The organism is Arsukibacterium sp. (assembly GCF_033721375.1).
Classification (GTDB): Bacteria; Pseudomonadota; Gammaproteobacteria; order Enterobacterales; family Alteromonadaceae; genus Alishewanella.
Window position 1 is genome coordinate 590,349 of sequence record NZ_JAWWAP010000001.1, and the last position, 26,067, is coordinate 616,415.

At 50.2% G+C, this 26,067-nt stretch carries 23 protein-coding genes; 13 read left to right on the forward strand and 10 right to left on the reverse strand.

The annotated features are described in order from the left end of the window. Positions 1-4 precede the first annotated feature (4 nt). From rdgB to R3187_RS02795, 8 genes are all read left to right on the forward strand, one after another. Positions 5-616, forward strand: coding sequence for an RdgB/HAM1 family non-canonical purine NTP pyrophosphatase (rdgB, locus tag R3187_RS02760; protein ID WP_318965245.1), 612 nt, complete (start codon positions 5-7; stop codon positions 614-616). Next, complete coding sequence (gene hemW, locus R3187_RS02765; protein ID WP_318965167.1) at positions 617-1,762, forward strand: radical SAM family heme chaperone HemW; 1,146 nt, start codon at positions 617-619, stop codon at positions 1,760-1,762. Between the two features lie 78 nt (positions 1,763-1,840). After that, entirely contained in the window at positions 1,841-3,691 is a 1,851-nt protein-coding gene (locus R3187_RS02770) for a DUF885 domain-containing protein (protein WP_318965168.1), read from the forward strand. 157 nt (positions 3,692-3,848) lie between these two features. Beyond that, a complete protein-coding gene (locus R3187_RS02775) occupies positions 3,849-4,340 on the forward strand; it encodes a pyridoxamine 5'-phosphate oxidase family protein (RefSeq protein WP_318965169.1) in 492 nt (163 codons plus the stop codon). A 112-nt stretch (positions 4,341-4,452) separates the two neighbouring features. Then, positions 4,453-5,415 (forward strand): magnesium transporter CorA family protein, encoded by a 963-nt coding sequence (locus R3187_RS02780; RefSeq protein ID WP_318965170.1) that lies wholly within the window; start codon positions 4,453-4,455, stop codon positions 5,413-5,415. 12 nt (positions 5,416-5,427) lie between these two features. Next, positions 5,428-6,777, forward strand: coding sequence for a magnesium transporter (locus tag R3187_RS02785; RefSeq protein WP_318965171.1), 1,350 nt, complete (start codon positions 5,428-5,430; stop codon positions 6,775-6,777). Positions 6,778-6,862: 85 nt separating this feature from the next. Beyond that, a complete protein-coding gene (gene rimK, locus R3187_RS02790) occupies positions 6,863-7,780 on the forward strand; it encodes a 30S ribosomal protein S6--L-glutamate ligase (protein ID WP_318965172.1) in 918 nt (305 codons plus the stop codon). Further along, positions 7,780-8,829, forward strand: a complete 1,050-nt coding sequence (locus R3187_RS02795; RefSeq protein WP_318965173.1) for a succinylglutamate desuccinylase/aspartoacylase family protein — start codon at positions 7,780-7,782, stop codon at positions 8,827-8,829. The genes rimK and R3187_RS02795 overlap by 1 nt, the downstream gene beginning before the upstream one ends. 23 nt (positions 8,830-8,852) lie before the next feature. Here R3187_RS02795 and R3187_RS02800 read toward each other — a convergent pair whose 3' ends face one another. From R3187_RS02800 to R3187_RS02815, 4 genes are all read right to left on the reverse strand, one after another. Further along, positions 8,853-9,548: a DUF2884 family protein gene (locus R3187_RS02800; protein WP_318965174.1), complete on the reverse strand. Its 696-nt coding sequence runs from the start codon at positions 9,546-9,548 to the stop codon at positions 8,853-8,855. Between the two features lie 206 nt (positions 9,549-9,754). Further along, positions 9,755-11,413 (reverse strand): FapA family protein, encoded by a 1,659-nt coding sequence (locus tag R3187_RS02805; RefSeq protein WP_318965175.1) that lies wholly within the window; start codon positions 11,411-11,413, stop codon positions 9,755-9,757. A gap of 107 nt (positions 11,414-11,520) precedes the next feature. Next, entirely contained in the window at positions 11,521-11,856 is a 336-nt protein-coding gene (locus R3187_RS02810) for a hypothetical protein (RefSeq protein ID WP_318965176.1), read from the reverse strand. A gap of 57 nt (positions 11,857-11,913) precedes the next feature. Beyond that, a complete protein-coding gene (locus R3187_RS02815) occupies positions 11,914-12,579 on the reverse strand; it encodes a DUF2982 domain-containing protein (protein WP_318965177.1) in 666 nt (221 codons plus the stop codon). A 196-nt stretch (positions 12,580-12,775) separates the two neighbouring features. Here R3187_RS02815 and R3187_RS02820 point away from each other — a divergent pair, with 196 nt between their 5' ends. Continuing rightward, complete coding sequence (locus R3187_RS02820; RefSeq protein WP_318965178.1) at positions 12,776-13,834, forward strand: efflux RND transporter periplasmic adaptor subunit; 1,059 nt, start codon at positions 12,776-12,778, stop codon at positions 13,832-13,834. Then, positions 13,834-16,959 carry an efflux RND transporter permease subunit gene (locus R3187_RS02825; protein ID WP_318965179.1) on the forward strand — a complete coding sequence of 1,042 codons (3,126 nt, stop codon included), beginning with the start codon at positions 13,834-13,836 and terminating at the stop codon, positions 16,957-16,959. The genes R3187_RS02820 and R3187_RS02825 overlap by 1 nt, the downstream gene beginning before the upstream one ends. Positions 16,960-16,988: 29 nt before the next feature. Here the strand turns inward: R3187_RS02825 and R3187_RS02830 are convergent, their stop codons facing one another. Beyond that, a complete protein-coding gene (locus R3187_RS02830) occupies positions 16,989-17,720 on the reverse strand; it encodes an SDR family NAD(P)-dependent oxidoreductase (RefSeq protein ID WP_318965180.1) in 732 nt (243 codons plus the stop codon). Continuing rightward, positions 17,713-18,744 carry an NAD(P)/FAD-dependent oxidoreductase gene (locus R3187_RS02835; protein ID WP_318965181.1) on the reverse strand — a complete coding sequence of 344 codons (1,032 nt, stop codon included), beginning with the start codon at positions 18,742-18,744 and terminating at the stop codon, positions 17,713-17,715. Before R3187_RS02835 ends, R3187_RS02830 begins: the two co-directional genes overlap by 8 nt. 120 nt (positions 18,745-18,864) lie before the next feature. Between R3187_RS02835 and msrA the strand changes: the two genes are divergently transcribed. Further along, the gene (msrA, locus tag R3187_RS02840) at positions 18,865-19,398 is read left to right on the forward strand and encodes a peptide-methionine (S)-S-oxide reductase MsrA (RefSeq protein ID WP_318965182.1); all 534 of its coding nucleotides are present in this window, start codon (positions 18,865-18,867) and stop codon (positions 19,396-19,398) included. Positions 19,399-19,474: 76 nt separating this feature from the next. Here msrA and R3187_RS02845 read toward each other — a convergent pair whose 3' ends face one another. Both R3187_RS02845 and R3187_RS02850 read right to left on the reverse strand, forming a co-directional pair. Further along, positions 19,475-20,671: an amino acid aminotransferase gene (locus R3187_RS02845; RefSeq protein WP_318965183.1), complete on the reverse strand. Its 1,197-nt coding sequence runs from the start codon at positions 20,669-20,671 to the stop codon at positions 19,475-19,477. A gap of 65 nt (positions 20,672-20,736) precedes the next feature. Further along, the gene (locus R3187_RS02850; RefSeq protein ID WP_318965184.1) at positions 20,737-21,414 is read right to left on the reverse strand and encodes a histidine kinase; all 678 of its coding nucleotides are present in this window, start codon (positions 21,412-21,414) and stop codon (positions 20,737-20,739) included. 159 nt (positions 21,415-21,573) lie between these two features. On the opposite strand from R3187_RS02850, the gene R3187_RS02855 reads away from it, so the two are divergent. Both R3187_RS02855 and R3187_RS02860 read left to right on the forward strand, forming a co-directional pair. After that, the gene (locus R3187_RS02855) at positions 21,574-21,996 is read left to right on the forward strand and encodes a translation initiation factor (protein WP_318965185.1); all 423 of its coding nucleotides are present in this window, start codon (positions 21,574-21,576) and stop codon (positions 21,994-21,996) included. 41 nt (positions 21,997-22,037) lie between these two features. Continuing rightward, on the forward strand, positions 22,038-22,835 hold the full coding sequence (locus R3187_RS02860; RefSeq protein ID WP_318965186.1) for a response regulator: 798 nt from the start codon (positions 22,038-22,040) through the stop codon (positions 22,833-22,835). A 39-nt stretch (positions 22,836-22,874) separates the two neighbouring features. On the opposite strand, the gene R3187_RS02865 is transcribed toward R3187_RS02860, so the two are convergent. Then, positions 22,875-24,539, reverse strand: coding sequence for a M28 family metallopeptidase (locus R3187_RS02865; protein ID WP_318965187.1), 1,665 nt, complete (start codon positions 24,537-24,539; stop codon positions 22,875-22,877). A gap of 213 nt (positions 24,540-24,752) precedes the next feature. Further along, a complete protein-coding gene (locus R3187_RS02870; RefSeq protein WP_318965188.1) occupies positions 24,753-26,063 on the reverse strand; it encodes an amidohydrolase family protein in 1,311 nt (436 codons plus the stop codon). Between the last annotated feature and the right edge of the window lie 4 nt (positions 26,064-26,067).

Consider the following 26,067-nt stretch of genomic DNA (forward strand, 5'->3'; position numbering starts at 1 on the left):
AAGCCTGGAAAAAATGCAAAAAATTGTTCTTGCCAGCTCCAACAAAGGCAAAATAGCGGAGCTTAGCAGCCTGCTGTCTCCCTGTGAGTTTGAAATTGTGCCACAGCAGGAGCTTGGCGTGTCAGACGCCGATGAATGCGGCCTGACATTTATCGAAAACGCCATTATTAAAGCCCGGCATGCAGCGTTGGCAACGGGCTTGGCGGCCATTGCCGATGATTCCGGCCTGGCGGTTGATGCCCTCGGCGGAGAGCCAGGCATTTATTCAGCACGCTACAGTGGTGAAGCCGCAACCGACAGCGAAAATATCAGCAAGCTATTGCACGCCTTGCGTCAGGTACCCCAGGAGCAGCGTACAGCCCAGTTTCATTGTGTACTGGTATTTATGCGCCATGCCAGCGACCCTACTCCAATTGTTTGCCACGGTATCTGGCCGGGCAGGATCAGTGAACAGGTTACCGGTGATGGCGGCTTTGGTTACGACCCGGTATTTATTCCTGATGGCCAAAGCTGCAGTGCTGCTGAGCTCAGTAAACAACAAAAGGCCGCTGTCAGCCACCGCGGCCAGGCCCTTCGCCAGTTGTTAAAACAATTAACAACGCAGCAGGCAGGTTAAATGGGCCTGCAGTTACCACCGCTTTCGCTGTATATTCACATTCCCTGGTGTATTCAAAAATGTCCCTACTGTGATTTCAATTCGCATGCTGTTAAGCAGGGCATTCCGGAGCAGGAATACATTGCTCATTTGCTGGCCGATTTAGACCAGGATCTGAAGTTGGTGACCGACCGGCCGGTCAGCAGTATTTTTATCGGCGGTGGCACCCCCAGTGTGTTTTCAGCGACGGGCATCAGTGCAATCCTGCAGGGGGTCAGGCAGCGCTTAAACTGCACCGCAGATATGGAAGTTACCATGGAAGCCAACCCGGGCACCGTTGAAGCTGAGCGCTTTGCCGGTTATGTCGCTGCCGGCGTGACGCGTTTTTCAATTGGTGTACAGAGCTTTCAGAGCGCTCAGTTAAAAGCCCTTGGCCGCATTCACGATTGTGACGAGGCAATCCGGGCCGCTGAGCTTGCCAGCACACTGCCCCTTAGCAGCTTTAATCTCGATTTAATGCATGGTTTGCCGCAGCAGGATATCAGCGGCGCCCTGGCCGATTTGCAGCAGGCGATAGCGTTGGCGCCACCGCATTTATCCTGGTACCAGTTAACCATTGAACCCAATACCGCCTTTGCCTCTCGCCCACCGGTGCTGCCGGCTGATGATACCTTATGGGATATTCAGCAGCAGGGCCTGGCGTTATTACAACAGCACGGCTATCAGCAGTACGAAATATCCGCTTATGCCAAACCGGGCCATCAATGCCGGCATAACCTGAATTATTGGCGTTACGGCGATTATCTGGGCATTGGCTGTGGCGCCCATGGCAAGATAACCTTACCAACGCGCAATACTATAGTCCGGACCGTTAAAATTAAGCATCCAAAAGGCTATATGGACATTGGCCGCGGTTATCTGGACAGTAAAGAGCAGGTACCGGCAGAAGATCGGCCGTTCGAATTCTTTATGAACCGGTTTCGCCTGCTGGAGCCCTGCCCGCATGCTGACTTTACCGCCTATACCGGCTTACCTGTCAGTATGATAGCACCAGCGATTAACCAGGCCGTGCAACAGCAACTGCTGCTGGATACCGGACAACACTGGCAAATTACCGATAAAGGTGCGCGTTACCTGAACGACTTACTGACACTTTTTATTGATTAACAGTGCATTATTTCCAAATTCCGGGGCATACCTCTGTAACCTGCGGCAGCAGCTAATAACGACAACACAGGATTTACCATGAGAAAGAAAATGTTTCGCAGCCTGGCTTTAATACCGCTGGCCGTCAGCCTGGCACTAGTGAGTGGCTGTGGTCCGAAAACCAGCCAGCCAGGCCTGAGCGCTGAACAAACTGCAGCCGCCAAGCTTGATGTCAATGAGCAGGCCAATCAGCTGTTTGAACAAATTTATATGGAGCAGGTTCGTCATGATCCGGTGTTGCAAACCCGGCTGGGCATTAAAGATGACTATGACAAATGGCAGGATTTAAGTGATGAAGCCTATCAGGCAGAACTGGCCATGTACCGTAGCCAGCTGGATTTGCTTGCCACTATCGACCCACAGCAGCTGGACCCGAATACCGCGCTAAGTTATCAGTTGCTACAGCAGGACTTGCAAAACAGTCTGGCAGACAGCAAATGGCGCCTGTACAGCTACCCGGTAAATCAGATGTATGGCATTCATTCACTGGTGCCGTCATTGCTGATTAATCAGCATAAAGTTGAAGATGTCAGCGACGCTAAAGCGTATATTGGCCGGTTAAATAATGTTCCTGTGCTGTTTAACCAGCTGCAGCAGCAACTGACTGCGCGCGCTGAGAAAAATATTATCATCCCTGAATTTGTATTTGCTCACGTTATTAGTGCCAGCCAGAATGTGATTAGCGGCGCACCATTTAATCCGGGTGATGACAGCACCCTGCTGGCTGATTTTAAAAAGAAAGTTCAGGCGTTAGAGCTGGATGACGTTGAAGAAAAATTATTAGTGGATGAGGCCAGCGTTGCGCTGCTAACCAGTGTTGGTCCCGCTTACCAGAGCCTGATTAGTTACCTGCAGGATTTGCAGCAGCAGGCTACTACTGATGATGGTGTCTGGCGTTTTGCCGATGGCGCTGATTTTTATCAGCACCGGCTTAAGCGGATCACCACGACTGATTTAACGGCAGAGCAAGTTCATCAGCTGGGGCTCGCTGAGGTCGCCCGCATTCACGATGAAATGCGCGTCATTATGCAAAAGGTTGGCTTTGATGGCAGCTTAGCTGAGTTCTTCGTGTTTATGCGTGAAGATCCGCAATTTTACTACCCTGATACCGCCGAAGGCCGCTCCGCCTATCTGGCTGAAGCGACCCGGGTTATCAATGATATGAAAAGCCGGCTGGATGAGTTGTTCCGGGTAAAACCGGGCGCAGATATGATTGTCAAAGCAGTAGAGCCGTTTCGGGAAAAAAGCGCCGGCAAAGCCTTTTATCAGCGGCCCTCAATGGATGGCAGCCGGCCTGGTGTCTATTATGCCAACCTGTATCAGATGCAGGATATGCCGACCTACCAGTTAGAAGCACTGGCGTATCACGAAGGTATCCCGGGCCACCATATGCAGCTTGCTATCGCCCAGGAACTGGAAGACATGCCTAAGTTCCGCCGCTTTGGTGGTTACACCGCTTACATTGAAGGTTGGGGCCTGTACAGTGAAGTGCTGCCAAAAGAAATTGGCTTATACCAGGACCCCTACTCCGACTTTGGCCGGCTGGCGATGGAGCTGTGGCGCGCTTGTCGCTTAGTGGTTGATACCGGCATTCATGCCAAAGAGTGGACGCGCGAACAGGCTATTGCTTATCTTGTTGAAAACACGCCAAATTCAGTAACCGACGCCACTAAGGCGATCGAGCGTTATATCGTAATGCCAGGCCAGGCGACTGCCTACAAAGTCGGCATGATTAAAATGCTGGAACTGCGGGAAAAAGCCAGAACTGCGCTGGGCGAACGCTTTGATATCCGGGATTTCCATGACGTGGTACTACGTAACGGTGCTGTGCCACTGGATATTCTGGAGCAACTGGTCGACGAATATATCGCGGCGGCTAAACCCGAATAATTGGCCCACGAAGCATTAAAAAAAGCCGATCAGGTTCCCTGACCGGCTTTTTTATTGGGCTGGCCAGCCGCAAAAAACGAAGCCGGCGTTTTTGTGCTAGGGTTTAGGGTAAGTATTCAAAGCCTGCACTGGCTATCTCAGATAAAAAGGAGACCCTATGTCGAGCCCCGAGCATAAGCAAAAAATCTGGAATCTTATCAAAAATATCAAAACCGGGATGTTAACGACGCTGCATGGCAGTGAACTGCGGTCGCGCCCTATGGTACTGGTGCAGGACGCATATGACGGCACCTTATGGTTTTATACTGATCTTGAATCAGAAAAAGTGATGGAAGTAGCGAAAGACCACGATGTTTGCGTCACCTTTGCTGATCCTGATAATCAGACCTATGTCTCGCTAACCGGGGTCGGTCGTGCCGTTAATGATAAAACCCTGATTGATAAATACTGGAACACCTTTGTGGCCGCCTGGTTCCCCGAGGGGAAAGACTCACCAAATGTCGGTATGCTGGAAGTTAAGGTACAAAAAGGCGAACACTGGGACAGTGACAGCAGCAAAATGATGAAAAGTGTTAAAACCATGACGGCTAAAATGAAAGGCCAGCAGCCAGATCTTGGTGAACATGAGAAATTTGGTACAAAAAGTTAATACGATCATCCAGTCTCTGCATTATTTTATGCCATTGGCGGCCATAAAATTTTCGCCAAACAGCGCCAAGCTGGGTATGCTGTAATCATTATGCCCGGCTTGGAGCAGCAATATGATTTTACTCAATTATTTTGAACCGGAAACCAATAGCTGGCAGACAATCAGTTTTGCCAGATTGCCCCAGCAATTAAGTGCCGACGCCCGGGTATGGCTTAACCTGAACGACGCCAGCCCCGAGGAAATTCAACAGGTGCTGCAGCGGTTTGCCATTATGCCGACTCTCGCCGAAGACTTCAGCCGGCAGCGCCATCCGCCTAAGCTGGAAACCCAGACTGATTTCAGCCTGCTGATTTTACGTGGCTACGCCGACCCGGATTTCAGCGAATTCAACAGCAGTGCCCAGGTTAACTTGTTATACTCCAAGCAAGTTTTAATAAGTCTGGTGCGTTGTCACAGCGCCAGTCTGCTGGAACAGCTTACGCCTAAGATTACTGCTGACAAGAGCCTGCAACTGACCGACTGGGTCAAACAGTTTATTTTGACCGTCTCGGGCAGTTATCTTGAAAAGCTGATCGCTTTTGAAGACGTATTAAGCGAACTGGAAGACAATATGCTGCAACGGGGTAATGACGAGCAAATGGCACTGATGATGCGCTACCGTTCGGTTCTTCGGAAAATAAACCGCAATCTGGCCTATCAGAAAGACATTTTTGCCGATGCCTTGTATGAAGAAAAAAGCCCGCTGCTAAACCACTTCAGCGCGCCGGATGTACGTGATTTTTATGAAAAGTTTGAACGGCTGCATAGCATGACCGATTTGTACTACGATCAGCTCAGTGATTTAGTCGAAGGCTATATGTCCACCACGTCGCACCAGATTAACGAAAGAATGAAAGTGCTGACCATGGTCAGCACAATATTTATTCCACTGACCTTTATTGCCGGTTTATACGGGATGAACTTTGTTAATATACCGGAGTTAGCTAACCCCCACGGTTACTTTTATGCGCTATTAGCTATGGCCGTGCTGGGAATGGGCGGTATGCTCTGGTTTAAGTTTAAAAACTGGTGGTAATAAGGATTTGTAATGGCAGAAAACCCGCTACTGGATATTGAGGATATTGTTCGCGGCAGCTTTATTGATGAGGACAGCAGTTCGCTGATCGAGAAAATCAGCCAACTGGAACCGGAAGAAATTGCGCTGGTGCTGGAAGCAATGCCGGTTGAGCAACGGGTCAGCACCTGGCTGGGTTTACATCCGGACGATCAGGTCGCTGCCCTGACCTACATGCGGGTTGATGCCCGGGATAATATTTTTAAACAACTTGATGAGCAGCAACTGCGTACCCTGGTAGAGGGCATGGAAGTTGACGATTTAATTGAGTTGCTGGACGAGTTACCGCAGCGTATTTATAACTATGCCTGCTCACGACTGGATGCCAGCCAGCGCAGTTGGCTGGAAACCGCATTAACTTATGGCGATGATCAATGTGGCCGCTATGCTGACCATGACTTACTGATCATCAATAAAAATGCCAAGGTACGAGATGGCATCAGGATGTTTCGCAAGCTGGCGGATGACTCAGAATATCAGGACGCGCTGTTTGTTATCGACCGCACCGGCCGTTATGCCGGGCTGGTGCATGCTACTGCCCTGCTGGGCCAACCAAGCCACCTGCCGGTTGAGAACTTTCTGGATAAAGATGCGCCGGTGGTCACCGGTGAAATGGAGCTGGAGCAAGGCTCTGATATCGTATCCCGCTCAGGCTACACCGCACTGGCGGTAGTGGATGCGGACGATAAACTGCTTGGCCGCTTGTCGATTGGTGAAGCACTGGAGAACGTACGGCGGGCGCTGGAAAGCCAGTTTATGCATACCGCCGGTCTGGACGAAGAAGAGGATTTGTTCGCGCCGGTATTTGACAGTGCCAAACGACGCGCATTATGGCTGGGCATTAACCTGTTAACTGCGTTTCTGGCGGCCTGGACTATCGGCCTGTTTGAAGCTACGTTGCAACAAGTCGTCGCGCTGGCAGTGTTAATGCCGATTGTTGCCAGCATGGGCGGCATCGCTGGCAGCCAGACGTTAACCCTGATGATCCGCGGCCTGGCACTGGAGCAAATTACGCCACAAACCTACCTGATGCTGTTTCGCAAAGAGCTGGGAGTCGGTGCCATCAACGGCGTATTATGGGCACTGGTAATTGCGGTTATTACGTATTTCTGGTTCGGTGACTGGATTATTGGCGGGGTTATTGGCCTGGCTATTGTTATTAATATCATAGCGGCGGCTATTTCCGGGGTATTTATTCCAATCTGGCTGGAAAAACTGGATATAGACCCGGCATTGTCCGGCTCGGTTATTCTGACAACGGTGACTGACGTAATTGGCTTTTTTGCGTTCCTGGGCCTGGGGTCTTTGTTTTTATTAGCATAGCTTTTATTGGTATAGCTTTTACTGGCTTAGCTTTTACCGGCCACGATCACCTTATTTAACTAACTAATTTACTTACGGAGAGTGCATGAAAATTGCGATATTATCGCGAAATGCCGAACTGTATTCGACCAAAAGGCTGGTAGCCGCGGCCGAAGCAGCAGGACATCAGGTTCAGGTTATCGACCCGTTAATGTGCTATATGAACATTAACCGCACCAATTCCTCGATTCACTATAAAGGGCAGGTGCTGGATGGTTTTGATGCTGTGATCCCCCGGATTGGCGCCTCTATTACCTTTTATGGTACTGCAGTACTGCGCCAGTTTGAAATGATGGGCGTTTACTCACTTAATGAGTCGGTGGCTATCGGCCGGGCCCGCGATAAATTACGTTCTATGCAGTTACTGGCCCGTCAGGGTATTGGTTTACCGATTACCGGCTTTGCTGACAAGCCGGGTGATATTCCCGATTTAATTGAGATGGTTGGCGGTGCACCACTGGTAATCAAACTGCTGGAAGGCACTCAGGGAATAGGGGTAGTACTGGCTGAAACCCGCACGGCAGCAGAGAGCGTTATCGAAGCCTTTATGGGTCTGAATGCTAATATTCTGGTGCAGGAATATATTAAAGAAGCCAATGGGGCAGATATCCGCTGCTTTGTGGTTGGCGATAAAATTGTGGCGGCGATGAAGCGCCAAGCGAAAGAAGGTGAGTTTCGCTCAAATTTACACCGTGGCGGCTCTGCCGCTGTGGTGCGGTTAACTCCGGAGGAGCGCAGCACGGCCGTGCACGCGGCCAAAACTATGGGATTGAATGTGGCCGGCGTCGATCTACTGCGTTCAAACCATGGCCCGGTAGTGATGGAAGTAAACAGCTCGCCTGGGCTTGAAGGTATTGAAAGCGCCACCGGCAAAGACGTCGCCGGACTGATTGTCAGCTTTTTAGAGAAAAAAGTCGCCAGCCACAAATCCCGGCGTAAAGCCAAAACGAAAGGAACAGGCTGATGCAAAGCAGAGCTGCGTTTACCCTGGGTGGCGATAAAATTGCCGCAGGCAGCAGGGCGGTGGTCGATATTCCGTTTGGCAAACTGTATACCCATACCGAACTGAATATCGGGGCTCATGTCATTCACGGCCGCCAGGACGGGCCGGTATTGTTAATTACCGCTGCTTTGCATGGCGATGAAATTAATGGCGTGGAAATTTGCCGGCGCTTGCTGAAACTGCCAAGGCTTAACCGGATCAAAGGCACCTTGGTTGTAGTGCCTATTGTTAATACTTACGGTTTTGTCCAGCAATCGCGCTACCTGCCCGACCGGCGTGACTTAAACCGCAGCTTCCCCGGCAGCGAAAAAGGATCGCTCGGCAGCCGGATGGCCTATCAGTTTACCGATAAAATCCTTAAATGCTGTACCCATGCCATCGACTTGCATACCGGCGCCATTCACCGGGCCAATTTGCCGCAGGTAAGGGCCAGCGCCAAAGATAAAACCGCCTTGCGGATGGCTGAGGTATTTAATGCCCCGGTTATTATTAAAGCCGCCAGCCGCGATGGCACTATGCGCGGCACTGCCAATAATCTGGGTATTCCTTTACTGTTGTATGAGGCAGGTGAAGCCCTGCGCTTTGACGAACAATCAATAAAAATTGGCGTGCGTGGTATTGTCAATGTTATGCAGGATTTAGGCATGCTCAGCGGCAAAACCAAGGCGCCGAAAAACCGTTCGGTCTTCTCCAAGAAAAGCAGCTGGGTGCGGGCAGAACATGATGGTATCGCCCGCTACTATGTGACGCTGGGGCAAACGGTGAAAACCGGAGATATTATGGCGCATATTTATTCGCCCTACTCTGACTTTGAGATTGCCATTCCTGCAACTTTTGATGGCGTGGTGATTGGCCGTAATAACCTGCCGCTGGTCAACGAAGGCGAAGCGCTATTTCACGTGGCAGAAGTCAGCTCGCTGGATGAAGCTGAAAAGACCCTGGACGCGATAAGCGATGAAGTAGACAACGCCATGCCTGCAGCCCTGCGGGATGAATACGGTGTTGTATAGAATGGTTTGGCGGTGATAACGCTTTAGTTTTTCTCAGTGACTACATCATACTGGCTTAGCAACGGGATCCGCTGTTGCAGGCTGGTTTCGATTTCATCCAGCTCCCGCATTCGCTGACAGAACAGCGCTGATTTAGCTTCCAGCTCAATGACCTTTTCATCCAGGCCAAAGCTGATGTTGTCGACCAGTTGTTCCACTGATTCCAGGCCCTGACTGTCGGTACGCTCAAAGTTACTGTCAGACTGACGCAAAGCATCGCGTAAGGCTCCCCACACAGCCCCTACTGTATGGCGGGCCAGATTACTTAGTTGCGGCTTTAATTCCCGGTTTAAGAAATGATCCAGCTCGTTTAAACTTTGCGGCGCCAGATAAAAATATTCGCCGGTGCGAACAAAGCGTGACAGAAACTGAAAGGTGGTTTCCCGGATTAATGCCTGCCACTCTGCCTGCTGTGACTGACTGCCCAGCCCTGACAGCATCGACTCGATACTCGACAGGCCCACTTCCACGCCATCTACTGCCAGAGTAACGATTTCCGGCACAAATTTACGTAATCCCTGGCTGTATTGCTCAAGCAGTTCTGTATCTTGCGCTGTTAAGTGTACCCATTCACCTGCCACAAATAGCTGCCGATCATTGTTAATCTGGACATAGGTGCGGGTATTTTGCATAAAACGGATATGGTCAGGCGCAATCAATAAGCCATAGCGAAACGCCATATTGCAATCCGCAACAGCCGTCGATGACAAGCACAGTAACAAAGCAAGCAATATAACTTTCACAACAGCAATCTCTTTAAACACACTTATACAGCCTAATTGATACCTGCTGAAATGACACTGCTTTATGCCGCACAGCCAATACAGCCTGTCGCGAATCAGTTTTTAACATGGCTTATTTACAGCGGCTTGCTGCAGTGGCTTATTTATAGTGGCTCGATAGACGGATGACCATCAACTAACACCACTTTAGAAGGGCCATATTCACGCCGGCTTTTAACCTGCTCTTTACCAAAATGAATTTCTACAGCCGAAAATAGTTGCTGGCGCACCACTATCAGCAACTCTGCCAGTTTTTCCTGGCGTTGCGCTTCAAGAATTTTAATATCATTAATTAACGATACCGCCAGCTCTTTATGCTCGTCAAAATTTGCTATCAGTTCCAGACGGCGCATTTCTATCTGAGCATTACCTTCTATTTTTTTCAGTTTTTCCAGCTGCTGGCGTATATCTTCCATTTCAGTGCGTTCTGCCGCTACGCTGGCCCGCAGGACGTCTTGCTTTTCAACAATAGGATCGAGCTGCCGATTTAATTTGACCAATACGGCACTGCTCGACGGGGCGCCCAGATTGCCACAGAACAGCCCCTGGTCCAGATAAAAGTAGCCGCCCACTAACTTACCATTAGGGTTATCCTCCGGACCGGCATACACAATGGCAGCCTCTACAGCACAATGCATAAGCTGCTTACTGACATAAAGGTTACCGCCGCAGCTTATCCGGCTATACTGCGCCAGGTTACACTGAATATCGCCAGTGGCTTTGAGCTCAGTGCTGTATTCACTTTGTTGTTCGGCCTGCGCCAGTTGATGGCCAATAACCGAGCCATTGATGGTGATATCACCACCCGCCTCAATTAACGTGCCTTCCACCATGCCTTTCACAAAGACATTGCCGCCGGCGACCACTTTCATGCCCTCGGTCACGTTGCCATTCACCACCACCGAACCACGGAACACAATATGACCCGTTGCCAAATCGACGTTTTTAACAGTGAACACTTCGTCCACTGTAGCACCTGCTTCAATTACCCGCGGTAAGCCATCACGGGCAGCCAGTAGCAAATCACCATCAGCCGGCGCCAGTTCAACGCCTTCACCCAGCTGCCACTCCAGATGCAGGCCGGGCGTGGCCGGAATCATTTCACCGGTAACCAGCATGCCAGCGACGCCTGCCGTTGGTGGATGACGACGCATTATGGCTTCACCGGTTCTGATCGCCGGAATAACCCCAAAATCACGCAGGTCGGCTTTTTCATCCGTTTTTACTACAGGCCGGTTTCTGCGGCTTTCCATTTCCGCCAGCAACGGTTCAAAGCGTGAATTTACGCCAGGTACCATGGCCCTGCCCCGGGCAATCAACAGCTTTACTTTGCTGCCGGGTTCCGCTTTAGCGGCATAAGAAACCAGTTTAATGATCTGCTCTTTACTGAAACCGAAAGCAATACCGTTGGCCTGGGCACTTTTAACCAGATCGTTGGCTGAAACAGGGGCCCCACCCCAGGCTGCGGTAATGATGGCCGTTGCCATCATTTTGTCTTCACTGATATCAAAGGTAAGTTCAGCATCACGCTTTTCAGCGATGCGGTAACTTAACTCCTTGCTGTTTTCCGTCAGTAGATTTTCTTTGATTTTTTGCTGGATTTGCTGATATTCAACTAACAGGTTGGTGAGTTGATCCTGCAGCACCAGACAACGTTCATAACCATTATTATTAATATGCTGCTGAATTTCGGCCGCACTGATAGCAGCTAACGAGACGGGCACCGTTATTTTTATTGTATTATTGTGCTCAGAAAATTGCATGTAAATTGTCTGCCTGGACTACGACAAAAGTATTATGCTTAATGAAGCAAATATCAGGCAGAAAGGCAAGCCCTTACTGCATTTCAGGGCCTTAGAAGCTGAAAAAACTAGATATAGTTGTCCTGATGGATCCGAATAAACAAATCTGTACCTTTCTTGCTATAGTCAACTTTATATTCTTTATTATTCAGCGCCTGGACAAATAACAGGGTTTTAGTTTCACCGAATACCTCAGTACTGGAAATATCAACGATTTCCATGTAACGCTCTTTTGCTTCAACTTTATTTGTCGGCACTGTTTCCTGAAACATTTTTACGCCATGCCGGGTAATAATCAAAGGCGGATCGTTATCATCATTAATTACAATTAAGTCGAGTTTTTTATTTTTATGGATCAGGGTATTACGCCCGCTAACCAGAAATGCTTTATCGTAGCTGTTCATGCACCATCCTGCCAGAAAAGAGGTTTGGCTTATTATGATACACAGTCGGCAGTGTGTCTAGGTGGCTGTATTCTGTATTATTTGTAAGCGCGCTTTATTAATTTGCTGGCAAAGCGCAGCGGTTTGCTCGGCGGTAAGCGACGTAGCCACAAATAAATCAAAACCACTGGCCTGCGCGAGGCGCTGCATTCGCTGGGCAAATACCGCCTTAATTCCGTCATAACGCTGATTTGCTGTAGCAAATATGTCTTTCTCACTAAGCAGTTCGCTGGCGCACTGGCCGCCAGTACAGCCCTGCTTGACAGCAGTGATAAACAACGGCCGTTGCTCCGTCATTAAACGCACCGCCAGTCGCAGCCTTAACGGTTGCAATACCGCATCATAATCCGTCACTTTAAAACCGATAAATGACAAATCCTGCTGCTCCAGCTGGGGCACGGCACAATACAGAAAGCTACTCCACGGTAAAGACCAGCTGCCATAACGGTGATAATAATGCACGCCCTGCTCGTCACAGCGCAGAAAATGTCTTGGCTCAGCCAGCTTGGCAAAACCCAGAAATATCGCCATCAGGGCAGCAATATAGGCAAGCGCCAGCCACAAATTAAACTGTCCGGCAAATAACGCAGTAAACAACACCAATCCCGTAAATGCACCAAGCCCTGACAGCAGCAAGCGGGCGCCGCCCTGGTGACTGGTCTGACTGACTAAAATGGGTTCCATAACTTTCCCTCTAATAACACGGGCTGCTTTTTACTGAGTTCAGACTATCAGTACAGCAGCAGCTGTTATACTGGATCAGCGCAAAATACGCTGGAATACGACCAACGCCGCCGTGATTGCGATAACAGATCATCTGTTTCACCATTTAAAACATACAATACACGCAAAGTATTTTCATGCGGTATACGGAGTCATTGTGACAACTACTCATTCTCGTCTGATCTGGGTCATTTTAATCGCCTTAGCGCTATTTCTGGGTTATCTGTACTGGCAGCAACAGCAGAACACGACATCTGCCAGGGGCGCTGGTGGCGTTGTCGCTGTCAGTACCGCAGAAGTATCTGTTAAACCGATGATCCGGCAAATTACCTCTTTGGGCACAGGTATAGCAAATAATTCAGTGCAAATTGTCGCCCCTGCCAGCGACTTTTTAATTGAGCTGAATATTCAGGAAGGCAAGCAGGTGCAAGCCGGCGACATTATTGCTAGGTTAAATAATGTACAACAACTGGCCAGAGTCACTGAATTATCAGCGGTGCTGACAGATCAGCGCCGCCAGCTGGCCAGGTTAGAAAATCTGGCCACCACTCAGGCAACGGCGCAGTCGTTACTGGATGAGCAACAAACCCGGGTGAATACCACCCTGGCGCAACTGGATATTGCCAAAGCGCAGTTGAATGAGCTAACCATCCGCGCACCATTTGATGGCTACCTCGGCCTGCGCCAGGTTAGTCAGGGCGCGTACGTTAATGCCGGTACTGTGCTGACTACTCTCGATGATTTACATACCCTGAAGGTAGAGTTTAGCGTCGCTGAACATTATCTGGCTGAAATAAAACGGGGAATGCCGGTCAATGTCAGCAACGTCGCCTACGGCAATGTTGATTTTAAAGGTGAAGTCAGTGCCATCGATACCCGGCTGGATCCGGTTACCCGCTCAATCAGAGTGCATGCGACCCTGGACAACAGCGATTTACGCTTACGGCCCGGGATGTTGCTGAATGTAAAAGTAGAGCTGGCTAACGTACCGGCTTTGCAAATTTCAGAACGGGCGTTAATTCCCCAGCAAAACAAGCAGTTTGTATTCGTCGTTAATAGCGACAACACAGTAAGCCAGCGCGAAGTTGAAGTTGGCCAGCGCATTCCGGGTTGGGTTGAAGTGACCGCGGGGCTGGAAGCAGGCGAGGAAATTGTGGTCGAAGGTATTCAGAAACTGCGGCCGGGACTGGTGATTAACCGAGTCGGAGTACGATAATGCTGTTGTCAGATTTATCAGTAAAACGGCCGGTATTTGCTACCGTTGTTAATTTGTTGCTGGTGGTATTTGGTATTGTTTGTTTTACCATGTTGCCACTGCGCGAATTTCCTGACATTGACTCCCCCATTGTCAGCATTAATACCAATTACCCCGGCGCATCGGCAGAAATTGTTGAAACAAAGATAACCCAGTTGCTGGAAGACCGGATCAGCGGCGTCGAGGGTATTAAAAGTATTAACTCGAACAGCCGCAATGGTCGCTCGAGTATTACCATAGAGTTTAATGTTGAGCGGGATATCGATTCAGCCGCCAATGACGTTAGAGACCGCGTTTCACGGGCCTTAAATAACCTGCCCGATCAGGCTGACCCGCCTGAAGTTTCCAAAGCCAACGCCGATGAAGACACCATTGCCTGGTTTGTGCTGAACAGTGAAAACATGAGCACACTGGAGCTGACTGACTACGCTAACCGCTATATCGTTGAGCGCTTTTCTGTGGTAGATGGTGTGGCCAGGATCCAGTTAGGTGGCTCCCGTGATTATGCGATGCGGGTCTGGCTGGATCGCGATGCTATGGCAGCCCGCGGTGTTACCGTGCAGGACATTGAGACTGTATTGCGCAACGAGAACGTTGAGCTACCGGCAGGTAATATTAAATCTATTGATCGTGATTTCACGGTACGGGTGATCCGTACTTATAAAACCGAGCAGGATTTCCGGCGACTGGTGATTAAACGCGGTGCCGATAATTATCTGGTGCGGCTCGGTGAAATAGCCGATGTGCTATTAACATCTGAAGATGAAGAAAGTGAGTTTCGTGGCGATGGCAAAAACCTGTTAGGTATCGGCATTATTAAGCAATCTAAAGCCAACACCCTGGAAGTGGTTAAAAGCGCCCGGGCTGAAATGGAACGGATAAAAGCACAGTTACCTCAGGGCACAACCATCGAGCCCGGCTACGACTCCTCGCTGTTTATCTCTGAGTCGATAAAAGAAGTGTACAACACCCTGGGTATTGCCATGGGCATGGTGGTGTTGGTTATTTTCCTGTTTCTTGGCAATATCAGAGCAACCTTTATCCCCGCCATCACCGTCCCGGTGGCGCTGGTTGCAGCCGTTACGGTGTTGTTTGCGCTGGACTTTTCTATCAACCTGCTTACTCTGCTGGCAATGGTGCTGGCGATTGGTCTGGTGGTTGATGACTCTATTGTGGTGCTGGAAAATATCTACCGGCGAATTGAAACCGGCGAAGCACCATTGCTGGCGGCTTACCGCGGTGCCCGGGAAGTGGGCTTTGCCGTGGTTGCCACCACATTAGTGCTGATATCGGTGTTTGTACCATTGGTATTTATGCAGGGGCAACTGGGGAAATTGTTTACTGAGTTTGCGCTGGCGATTGCCGCAGCAGTGGCGTTCTCCAGTGTAACCGCACTTACCCTGTCACCGATGTTATGCAGTAAGCTGTTGCAGCATCGTAAACGTGAATCGAAACTGGGCCAGGCGCTGCATAGCGGTTTTGCCAAACTTGAAAATGGCTATCGCAAGCAGCTGAATGTTGTTACCCAAACCCGCTGGCCGGTACTTGTTGTGGTAGTGCTTTGTTTTGCTGCCAGCTATCAGCTGGTTAAAATGCTGCCCTCAGAGCTGGCGCCTACCGAAGATCGCGGTACCTTCTTTATTTCAATGACCCCTGCTGAAGGCGCCAGTTATCAGAGCAATAGCCGCAACATGCGGTTAATTGAAGATATTCTGATGCCATATTACGAGAGAGGTGAGTTTAACCGGCTGCTGATCCGGGTACCCGGCTGGGGTGGTAGCGGTGGTATTGCTATTGTTGGCACTGAAAACTGGAATAATGAACAAAGACGCACCGCAGAACTGATGCCGGAAGTTGCCGCTAAAATAAACGAGTTACCCGATGTGCGCGCATTTACCTTTATGCGCAGCGGTCTGGGCGGCGGTGGCGGTGGCAGCCGGCCGGTACAGTTTGTGCTGCAGGGCAATACCTATGAAGAGCTGGCCCGCTGGCGCGACATCGTTATTAACAAAGCCAGTGAAAACCCTGGCCTGCTAATGCTGGATCACGATTACAAAGAGACAGTACCTCAGATACTCGTTGAAATTAATACAGAGCGGGCCGGCGATCTGGGCATTTCAGTTGGCGCCATTGGCCGGGCGCTGGAAGCCATGCTCGGTGGCAGACGGGTAACGACCTTCTTAGATCGCGGCCGTGAGTATGATGTCATACTGGAAGGCTGGGATGACGATTTCCAGGCACCGGGTACCATTAAAGACGTGTTTATCCGCTCTGACAGCACCGGCCAGCTAATTCCGCTGGATAACCTGGTAACCCTGCGCGAAGAAGCAACTGCCGCCGCGCTTAACCGTTACAACCGGATGCGTTCCATTACCATTTCCGCCAGTCTGGCTCCCGGATATAGTCTGGGCGAAGCATTAGAATACCTGGAAACCGTCGTCCAGACTGAAATTCAGGATACGGTGGGAATTGATTATAAAGGCGAGTCACAGCTGTTTCAGGAAAGCGGTGAGTCGACCTTACTGGTGTTTATGCTGGCGCTGATTATTACCTATCTGGTACTGGCGGCCCAGTTTGAAAGCTTTATTCATCCGCTGGTAATTATGATCACTGTACCACTGGGTCTGGTTGGCGCCCTGTCTGGCTTGTATTTTTTCGATATGTCACTGAATATCTACAGCCAGATTGGTCTGGTAATGCTGATAGGTCTGGTGGCGAAAAACGGCATTTTGATTGTCGAATTTGCCAACCAGCTGCGCGATGCCGGCGTGGCGTTTGAAGATGCTGTCCGCCGGGCTGCGATTCAGCGACTGCGGCCAATCACTATGACCTGTTTTACCACCATTATGAGCAGCTTACCGTTAATTATTGCTACCGGCCCGGGTTCAGAAAGCCGGATGGTAATCGGCATGGTAATTTTCTGCGGTGTAGCGTTAGCGACCTTGCTGACGCTGTATGTAGTGCCGGTGACCTATATTGCTATTGCCCGCAATACCGGCTCACCAAAAGCGCTCAGTCAGCAACTTGTCAAGCTGGAGAGTCAAGCGCCAGACGAACATGCGGCAGATGAAGTCGTGCCCAAATAGCCTGGCCTTTGCCAGGCAGATTTAAGTGCTTAAAACGGCAGAACGTCCCCGTCCCAGTTCAGCAGGTTACCGCTTAACTGGGGCGTTAACTGCTCTGCTACTGCTGCCAGCCGCCTGGCCGTGGCAGCAGCTGATTGCAGCTGTCCCGCAGGCACATTTGCCTGAAAGGGTGCAGACAATGCTGTGTCAGTGGTGCCCGGATGGACACTGACCAGTACTGCAGTTTTATTGTAACGGCTCAGCTCGATACTACTGGTTTTTACCAGCATATTAACCGCGGCTTTGCTTGCCCGGTAACTATACCAGCCGCCCAGCTGATTATCTGAGATGCTTCCGACTTTTGCGCTTAGCACCAGCACTTTTACCTGTGGCTGCTTGCTCAGATAACCAAACAATGCCTTTAAATACAACGCAGGCTGCCAGACATTAATGGCAAAGCTTTTCTGCATCTGCGCCGCCGTTAACTGGCGCAACGTTTTTTCCGGTCCGTGCTGATTATCATGCAGCCAGCCCTGACAAATAAAAATAATTGTGGGCTGAGCAGTTACCGCCTCGGCTACCGCGCTATTAGCAGTACTATCTGCCGCATCGCCTGCGGCAGTGGTATCAAGCTGGAGCCAGTTCATAGCGGGCTGTGCTAACGCTGATGGACAACGACTACGGCTGATAGCCTGCACCTGATGCCCCTGGTCTAAGTAATGGCGCGCCAACCCCCGGCCGATGCCACTGCCGGCACCAATAATAAGAATATTTTCAGACATCAGCTAAAACCTCCCTGGCAGCAGTAACACCGCTTAAATATGCATTCTCGACTCTGCCCCCCATTAACCAGTCACCAGCAAGTGCCAGTTTTAAGCCGGGATGATAATCAGGCTTAACCTGGTTAACCGCCGGGTTAATCTGGGCATACAACCAGCGGTGAGTCAGGGCATTGCCAATCGAAAGGGCTTGTTGAAAAATCAGCTCCAGCTCGGCTTTGGCGAGCGCTATCAGCTGTGCAGGTTCTGTCCGCAAATACAATGCAGAGCACTGGGGGCTAAAGTGCAGCAGCCAGTTATCTGCATTGCTTGCCCGGCCGGGTTTACTGTTTTGCCGGGCCAGCCAGCTAAGATTGCCTTCTTTAACAAACACCGCATCCGCGCGCGTTTGTAACGGTTCAGCTAATTGCAGATTTACCGCCCAGCATGGCAATAACACCTGGGGCTGTATTTGTGAGATCAACTGATGGACATCGTCATAGCCGTCTTCAGCAGGCTGAAAAGCCGTTGCCAGCAGGGTTTGTAACTGCACCGGCGGCAACGTTAGGATCAGGGCCTGGTAAGGTCCGAATTTGTTATTATGCTGGTCAAACAGATACCAGCCGCTGGTGTCAGTTGCTGTGCTGTTTTGCAGATAACGCAGCCGGCTGATCCGGCAATCGGGATAAATCGTGATGTCGGCCAGCAGCGCTTTTACCGGCGAGTGCATTGACGGTATGCCAATAAAGCGCGATGTCTGATCATCAGAGCCGGTTAACTGACCGAGCTCAAACTTGTAGCAGTCTGCCTGCCAGCTACTGACAATACCCTCTGCCAGCCATTGCTCCACCTGTTGCTTAAAAGGCGCAGCACGGGCGGTAAAATACTGGGCACCTAAATCCAGATAACCCTCGCCATTGCGTTTAGAGCTCATCCTGCCCCCCACCGCCCGGCCTTTATCAAATACCTCTACCTGTAAGCCGGCCATCTGCAGGGTTCTGGCTGCAGCAGCACCTGCCATGCCGGCGCCAATTACTGCCACTGTCATAAAAGCTTCCTTGATTAGCAAACCACGATGACCTTTACTACGTTATGCTATAAGGTCCCGATCTGTTTAGCGGCCAGCAAGTTTGCTATCGAATTTGCAATCAAATTAAGCGGAGTAATCATGAGCAATGAAATTGCCACGTTTGGCGCAGGATGTTTCTGGTGTCTGGAGTCAGCGCTGAATCAGCTTAAAGGAGTGGAGCAGGCAGTCAGCGGCTATATGGGCGGCCATACCACCAATCCGGATTATCGCAGTATTTGCACTGGCACTACCGGCCATGCAGAAGTAGTACAGGTAACCTTTGATCCAGAGCAGATTAGCTTTAAGCAGTTATCGCAGATATTTTTTGCGTTGCACGATCCCACCCAGCTAAATCGTCAGGGCAACGACATTGGTACCCAGTATCGGTCTGCCATTTTTTATCATAGTGCAGAGCAGGCAGAAACCGCTAAAGATGTGGTTAAAGAGCTGACTGAACAGCAATTATTTGATCAGCCCATTGTGACTGAAATAAGTCCGGCCACCACTTTTTATCCGGCTGAAGACTATCATCAGGGCTATTTTCTGCAGAATCCACAGCAGGGTTACTGTCAGTTTATTATTGCCCCAAAAATGGCGAAGTTCCGCCAGCTGTTTAACCGGTTATTAAAATAGAAAAACTAAAATAAAAAAACCGCAACCCTGTCAGGGGTTGCGGTTTTAGCTGGATTTTGTGATAGCAGACGCTGATTTAGTTTTTTAAAACCGTCGCTACCGATTTAGCGAAATAATCAATATTGCTGTGGTTTAAACCAGAAATACTGATCCGGCTTGAGCCGACCATATAAATACTGAATTCTGCTTTCAGGCGCTCAATTTGCGCTTTGCTGATCCCCAGAAAACTAAACATGCCATGCTGACGGCTGATAAAGCTGAAATCGTCTGTCACCCCTTCTGCCGCCAGTTTATCAATAATCAGCTGCCGGTAATCGTTAATCCGGTTGCGCATGTCTGCCAGCTCCTGATGCCACAAGGCGGTCAGCTCTTTGCTATCCAGAATATGGCTGACAATAATTGCGCCGTGTGCCGGTGGCATTGAGTATATACTGCGCACCACACTTAACAGGTTCACCCGGGCAATCTCAGCCACTTTGCTGTTCTCAGCGACAATACTGACTGCACCAATCCGCTCGCGATATAAACCAAAGTTTTTCGAGCAAGAACTACATAGCAGCAACTCAGGCACATTATCCGCCAGATAGCGTAAGCCTGCAGCATCCTCATCCAGCCCGGCACCAAAGCCCTGGTACGCCATATCAACCAGCGGGGTAAAACCACGCTCTTTAGCAATAGCGGTAAAACGCTGCCACTGCTCAAAGTTTAAATCCATGCCACTGGGGTTATGACAGCAGGCATGGACCAGCACCACATCACCAGCGGCAACGTTATTTAAATCGGCAAACATCTGCTCGCTCTGCAAGCCTTTAGTGTCGTAGTCGTAATAGGCGTACTCTTTCACCTTTAATCCGGCCGCCTGAAACAACGAAATATGGTTTGCCCAGGTAGGCGTGGTTACCCAGATAGTTGCATCAGGGTTCGCCCGTTTAATAAACTCAGCCGCAACTCTTAGCGCGCCGGTGCCACCAGGGGTATGAGCAGTCGTTACCCGGTTGGCCAGTAATACCTGATGTGCCGGACCAAAAGCCAGCTTTTCAATATGGCTGTTAAACGTCAGATCGCCAGCCATACCAATATAGGTTTTGCTGTCTTCCAGCTTTAAGCGCAGCGCTTCTGCTTGTTTGACACATTTAAGTACCGCAGTATGGCCTTGTTCGTCTTTATACACCCCCACCCCTAAATCAACCTTGTTAGGGTTAGGATCTGCTTTATACTCGGCCATCAGGCCCAGAATAGGATCAGTGGCAACCGTTTGTAACTGAGAAAACATAAGGCTCTACCTGGTTAAAATGTTCAATAAAAGTAAGCAGCTTGCTTACTGGCTAGGGTAACTTGCTAGGGCAAATAGTCCGGCACTACCAAGCACACCGCTACCAGTAATGCCATGGCAGCAGGAGTAAATATAGCTTGCTGAAAATGTTCGGCATCGACAATACCCGCTATTTTGCCTGATTGGTCAAACAGAGGCAAACAGGCTTCAGCCTGAACTTTCGGATCGCAGGTATAATATTCACCACCTGCTGCTAAGTAGGCCGGCACACTATTGATCACCCGGGCCCGGCCCGACAAACCAACGGTACTGTTATTACTGATTTGGGCAAATTCGCTGGTAAGTGGAAACTCGGCCCGCGATGGCGCCCCGTAATAGGCCAGTTTTACCAGTACCGGCTCAGCAGCAGTATTCTGACGGGCCTGATAAATACCAAACCAATCCTGAGCACTATGCTGCTGGTAGTAACCGGCCACTGCAGCTAATTTAGTCAGTGCAAGTTGATTCTCAGGGGTTGCACCACCTAAAATCGGAAGCAATGAATACGGCTCAGCGGCCAGCTGACCAAATAAACTGCAAGCGCCGCCCTCACCAAGCTCAGGTACCTGAAACTGCCAGCGCACTTCGCTTGTGGCCGTCTGCAGGTACTGCGTTAAAGCCTGGCGGGCACGCTCAACTTCTGCGCTGATATCACCATATTCATCCAGCAAACCACTACGTCGTAAATATTCAAATGCCTGCATACTTCACCGGGCTATAGCCATCCAGATTTCCAAAAGACGGGCTATTTTAGCAGAAGAACTTAAAAAGCCAAGCCAGCCAGAGAAAAACTTGCTGGCATCGCGTTGGCTCGGTAAGCTGACGCCACTATTAGCTTACTCTTTTTCGTAACGGCAAAAGTTATGGCACAAAAAATCTCCCTCGCCGACTGGCAGCAACAGCTAGGTCGGGGCGACAATAAGCCGGATAATGGCTCTACAGTTGCCGATACCCAGCATAATGCTGACGCTGCACTGGTGTACAGCACAGCAAGTGGCACTGTAACGCCACCTAAGACGGCTGAGCCTGGTGGTACCGCTTATCCTGATGGCGCAATCCGCCTGCGACGGGAAAAAAAAGGCCGCGGCGGTAAAACAGTGCTGACTATCAGCGGCATTGCCAGGCCCGCTGCTGAACTTACCGATATCTGCAGCGCGTTAAAGAAAAAATGTGCCTGCGGGGGTGCGGTTAAAGACGGTATTATTGAAATTCAGGCCGATAAACGGCAACTCATTGAGCAACATTTAAACCAGCTTGGTTTTAATGTGAAATGGGCCGGCGGTTAAACCAGGCTGTATATAAGCCAGCATCAGCTACAGGAATTACTATGCAACAATTATCCCCCGCCGATCTGCATATCTTACTGGTCGAGCCGTCAGATACTCAGCGCAAAATTATCAGTCATCATCTGAAACAGGAGCAGGTTCAGCACATCAGCGAAGCAAACTCGGTCAGTGCGGCATTTTTGCAACTGAATGAACACCAGCCCGACTTAATCGCCTGTGCCCTGCATTTTGCCGATGGCACTGCGCTGGATTTGCTCCAGAAGATTAAACAACACCCTAAGCTGGCAGAAATTCCGTTTATGCTGGTATCCAGTGAAACCCGCAAAGCAACCTTAGAAGAATTTAAACAATCCGGTGTGGTGGCTATTCTGCCCAAACCTTTCACTACAGCGCATTTAGGTAAAGCATTAAATGCGGCTATTGATTTATTAAGCCCAAGCGAGCTTGAACTGTCATTATTCGATGTGCACGACATCCGGGTATTAGTGGTGGATGACAGCAGACTGGCTCGTAATCATATAAAACGGGTGCTGAGCAACCTGGGTATTCAACACCTGACCGAAGCAGAAGATGGCCGCGAAGCCATCGGCATATTAAAACAGCAAATGTTCGATCTGGTGGTTACTGACTACAATATGCCGGAGGTTAATGGCCGCGAGCTGACCCAGTATATCCGGGAAAACAGCCAGCAGTCGCATATTCCGGTATTAATGGTAACCAGCGAAGCTAACGATACTCACCTAAGCAACATTGCTCAGTCTGGCGTTAACGCAATGTGCGATAAACCATTTGAACCTGAACTGGTAAAGGCACTGCTCTATAAATTACTGGAGCAATAAACCTCCAGCACCCAGCCAGCCGGCTGGGTGCTGCATTCTTTATTCACGGTTATAGTCTTTTCCAAACACCTTATTAAAAAAGCTGTCAGCTTTCCATAGCGGCCGCTGGCCGTTATTGGCGATATCCAGCGCGATATTAAAGTTAATATCAGCAAATACGGCTCCGGCATCATACCGGATGGGACCATACTCGCGGGTTAAGCTGGCAATGTCATCGGAAGGTTTGTGGTAATGCTTAGCAAAAAAGCTACCCCAGATTTTCGCGCCATCCTGCTTCGGATCTTTTGAGGTAAAACCGGTCATTAAAAACACCGCCGGCACCCCTTGTTTTACCAGGGTAAAATGATCTGAGCGGGTAAAAATCGCCTGCTCCGGCATAGGATCTTCACTTAATGCGATGCCTTCCTTTGCGGCAGCTGCAGCAACAACTTCGCCGAGCGTGGAATGATTAGCGCCAAAGGCGATTAAATCGGCAAACGGATACAATAGCACCGGCATATCCAGATTAACATTAGCGACCAGGCTTGCTACTGGCCGGGTCGGGTTAGTGGCAAAATAATCCGCGCCTAACAGGCCTTTTTCCTCTGCGGTCACCACCACAAATAACACAGAGCGCTTCGGTTTTACTGACAGCTCACTGAACATCCGCGCCGTTTCCAGTAAAATGGCCATCCCGGCGGCGTTGTCCATCGCCCCGTTATTTATTTTGTCATCCGAGCGTAAGTCATTACTAAAGCCGATATGGTCGGAGTGAGCGGTGATCACCACATACTCATCCCGAAGGATCGGATCGCTGCCCTCAAGCATGGCAATAACATTCGGGCTGCTGATCTGCTGATGACTGCTACTGGCACTCAAAATGGCTTCGCTGGCTAAGGCAAAACCAGCTGGGTGCTGATCAGCCTCGAGCATGGCGAAAATATCGGCCAGGCTTTGTTGCTCCTGCGCAAATAAACTGACCGCAGCCTCAGGATGCAGATACGCCGCTGCCTGCAACTTACTGTCGCCCGCACCCGGTTCGCCGGCAGCATTCAGCCAGGCCAGACGGGGTGTATTTAAATACAGCAGACTATTGGCATAGGGCCGGGTTTTCTCCTGCTGTGGGGTATGAATGGTAATAACACCGATGGCGCCGCGCTCTGCAGCCAGCTTGCCTTTTATACTACCCAGGTAAGCCCGCTCTTCACTTGGCAGTGAGGCTGGTAAACCTGCCAGTTGCACCACAATTTTGCCATTCACATCCAGCCCGGCATAATCATTCAGACCAAACTCTTCTGACACCAGACCATAACCAACAAATACCAGCGGCGCGGTAACGGCAACCTCGGTCTGGTTGACCGAAGCACCACTGAAAAACTGCTGCGGATAGCTCAGCTGCCACTCTTTTTCGCCGCGGCGAAAACTCAGTTTAACGCTCTCCTGCGCTACCCGGGCCGAGCGCAGCGGCACCTGCTGAAAATAGCTGTTATTGTCGCCTGCCGGTGCTAAACCAATGGCCTGAAACTGGCTGGCAATATAATTCGCCGCAATCTGATGGCCACGACTACCGGTATCACGTCCTTCCAGTGCATCACTGGCCAGAAATTGCAGATGTGCTTCAATCGCTGCCGGGCGGGCACTTTGTTGCGGCGCAGGCTGATTGCCAATAGTGCAGCCGCTCAGCAGCAGCGCTGACAACGCGCCGCAGGTTAATTTATAAAACATGGATTCTCCACAAATAAAAGTACTACTGAGGTTAGGAAGCAGGCTCAAACAGGTTTGCCCACGCCGACACGCCGTAAACCCATCCCTGGGGGCTCGTTTCCGCCCGTCCGGGGCTTCAACGGTCGGCTTAGAGCAAACCTGTTCTCACCTTCAAGTACAGTTGCAACACTAACAAGTACTTTTTTACTTCCTAAATATATTACCTATGCGTATTTATTCAGCGTTGTTATAACGCTGCTTAAACCGTTCATGCAGTTGTTTATGGTGGTTAGTTAAATCAACTTCACGACCATCAATCCATAAATGTTCAATTTTATGGCCGCGATAATCAAAAATATCACCATCAGACACCACCAGGCTGGCGCTTTTACCCACTTCAATACTGCCAAGTCGATCTGATACGCCAGCAATGGCTGCCGCATCCAGAGTCAGCGCCCGTAACGCATCTTCGCTACTTAAGCCATAACGGGTAACGTGACCGGCGGCAAATACCAGATTACGGGTATCCCAGAAACCATCTAGTGACAGCGCTATCCGCACCCCTGCCTGTCGCAGCAGGCCAGGCACCGAAAAGGCCTGGTCATAGGCTTCATCGCCACGGGTTGGCAGGCCATAAGGCGCGGTATAAATCACATCTACTTTTGCTTTGGCAAGCTCGTCAGCCAACCGCCAGCTGTCCCGGCCACCGACAATCACCAGCCGCACCTGATACTTATCTGCCAGCAGCATTGCCTGCCGAATTTGCCGCGGGTCGTCGGCATGGACAAATAATGGCAGTTCACCGGCAAAAAACGTCAGCATCGCATGCCAGCGGGAATCCTTGCCGCTGTTTAAGCCTGCTTGTTCGGCCAGATAATAGGCGTGTGCCTGTTCAAAATATTGCTGCAGCTCGGCCAATTGCTTTTGCTGGTTTTCCCGCTGCTTTTCAGCACTGTCGCGTACCCACCAGCCATTTTGTACACTCATCCGCGGCCAGTTAACGTGTAAGCCGACATTGGCCTGCACTGTGGCATCCTGCCAGTTCCAGGCATCCAGCTGCATTAATGCTGAGCGGCCGGTTAACATGGCGCCATCAGGATAAATCAGGCTGTGGCTGAAACCATTGCTGCGAATGGTCGGGATCACAACAGAGTCAGCATTATAAGCCACCTGTACCTGTAAATCCGGATTAGTCGAGCTGGTTTCGCGATCGTCCCGGGTCGCCCGCACCGCTTCAACTTCAATCAATCCGAGCTGATTAATCAGCGCAATTAACCCCGGATAAAGATGTTTGCCGGTTAAATCCAGCTGCCTGGCACCAGCGGGTACCGCCAAATTGGCACCCATCGCTGCGATTTTGCCATCGACCAGCAACACATCCTGCTTTGCTGGCGCGGCACTTACGCTATGCACCATGGCATTTTGCAGCAACAGCGGTTGTTGCTGTTTGCCTGCCGGTACCGGGTTTACTGCAGCTACTGTTGTTGTGAGCAGTGCTGAGGTCAGTACCGTTGCCAGCATCACTATTTTGCTTAATGTTTTCATCGCT

Bases quoted from the DNA above. Each gene is read 5' to 3' on its own strand.
- R3187_RS02860 (WP_318965186.1), top strand. From the start codon at position 22,038: ATGCAACAATTATCCCCCGCCGATCTGCATATCTTACTGGTCGAGCCG.
- R3187_RS02850 (WP_318965184.1), bottom strand. From the start codon at position 21,414: ATGCAGGCATTTGAATATTTACGACGTAGTGGTTTGCTGGATGAATAT.
- R3187_RS02775 (WP_318965169.1), top strand. From the start codon at position 3,849: ATGTCGAGCCCCGAGCATAAGCAAAAAATCTGGAATCTTATCAAAAAT.
- hemW (WP_318965167.1), top strand. From the start codon at position 617: ATGGGCCTGCAGTTACCACCGCTTTCGCTGTATATTCACATTCCCTGG.
- R3187_RS02830 (WP_318965180.1), bottom strand. From the start codon at position 17,720: ATGTCTGAAAATATTCTTATTATTGGTGCCGGCAGTGGCATCGGCCGG.
- R3187_RS02835 (WP_318965181.1), bottom strand. From the start codon at position 18,744: ATGACAGTGGCAGTAATTGGCGCCGGCATGGCAGGTGCTGCTGCAGCC.
- R3187_RS02870 (WP_318965188.1), bottom strand. From the start codon at position 26,063: ATGAAAACATTAAGCAAAATAGTGATGCTGGCAACGGTACTGACCTCA.
- R3187_RS02780 (WP_318965170.1), top strand. From the start codon at position 4,453: ATGATTTTACTCAATTATTTTGAACCGGAAACCAATAGCTGGCAGACA.
- R3187_RS02770 (WP_318965168.1), top strand. From the start codon at position 1,841: ATGAGAAAGAAAATGTTTCGCAGCCTGGCTTTAATACCGCTGGCCGTC.
- R3187_RS02815 (WP_318965177.1), bottom strand. From the start codon at position 12,579: ATGGAACCCATTTTAGTCAGTCAGACCAGTCACCAGGGCGGCGCCCGC.
- R3187_RS02865 (WP_318965187.1), bottom strand. From the start codon at position 24,539: ATGTTTTATAAATTAACCTGCGGCGCGTTGTCAGCGCTGCTGCTGAGC.
- R3187_RS02810 (WP_318965176.1), bottom strand. From the start codon at position 11,856: ATGAACAGCTACGATAAAGCATTTCTGGTTAGCGGGCGTAATACCCTG.
- R3187_RS02825 (WP_318965179.1), top strand. From the start codon at position 13,834: ATGCTGTTGTCAGATTTATCAGTAAAACGGCCGGTATTTGCTACCGTT.
- R3187_RS02785 (WP_318965171.1), top strand. From the start codon at position 5,428: ATGGCAGAAAACCCGCTACTGGATATTGAGGATATTGTTCGCGGCAGC.
- R3187_RS02800 (WP_318965174.1), bottom strand. From the start codon at position 9,548: ATGGCGTTTCGCTATGGCTTATTGATTGCGCCTGACCATATCCGTTTT.
- R3187_RS02795 (WP_318965173.1), top strand. From the start codon at position 7,780: ATGCAAAGCAGAGCTGCGTTTACCCTGGGTGGCGATAAAATTGCCGCA.
- rimK (WP_318965172.1), top strand. From the start codon at position 6,863: ATGAAAATTGCGATATTATCGCGAAATGCCGAACTGTATTCGACCAAA.
- R3187_RS02855 (WP_318965185.1), top strand. From the start codon at position 21,574: ATGGCACAAAAAATCTCCCTCGCCGACTGGCAGCAACAGCTAGGTCGG.
- R3187_RS02805 (WP_318965175.1), bottom strand. From the start codon at position 11,413: ATGCAATTTTCTGAGCACAATAATACAATAAAAATAACGGTGCCCGTC.
- msrA (WP_318965182.1), top strand. From the start codon at position 18,865: ATGAGCAATGAAATTGCCACGTTTGGCGCAGGATGTTTCTGGTGTCTG.
- R3187_RS02845 (WP_318965183.1), bottom strand. From the start codon at position 20,671: ATGTTTTCTCAGTTACAAACGGTTGCCACTGATCCTATTCTGGGCCTG.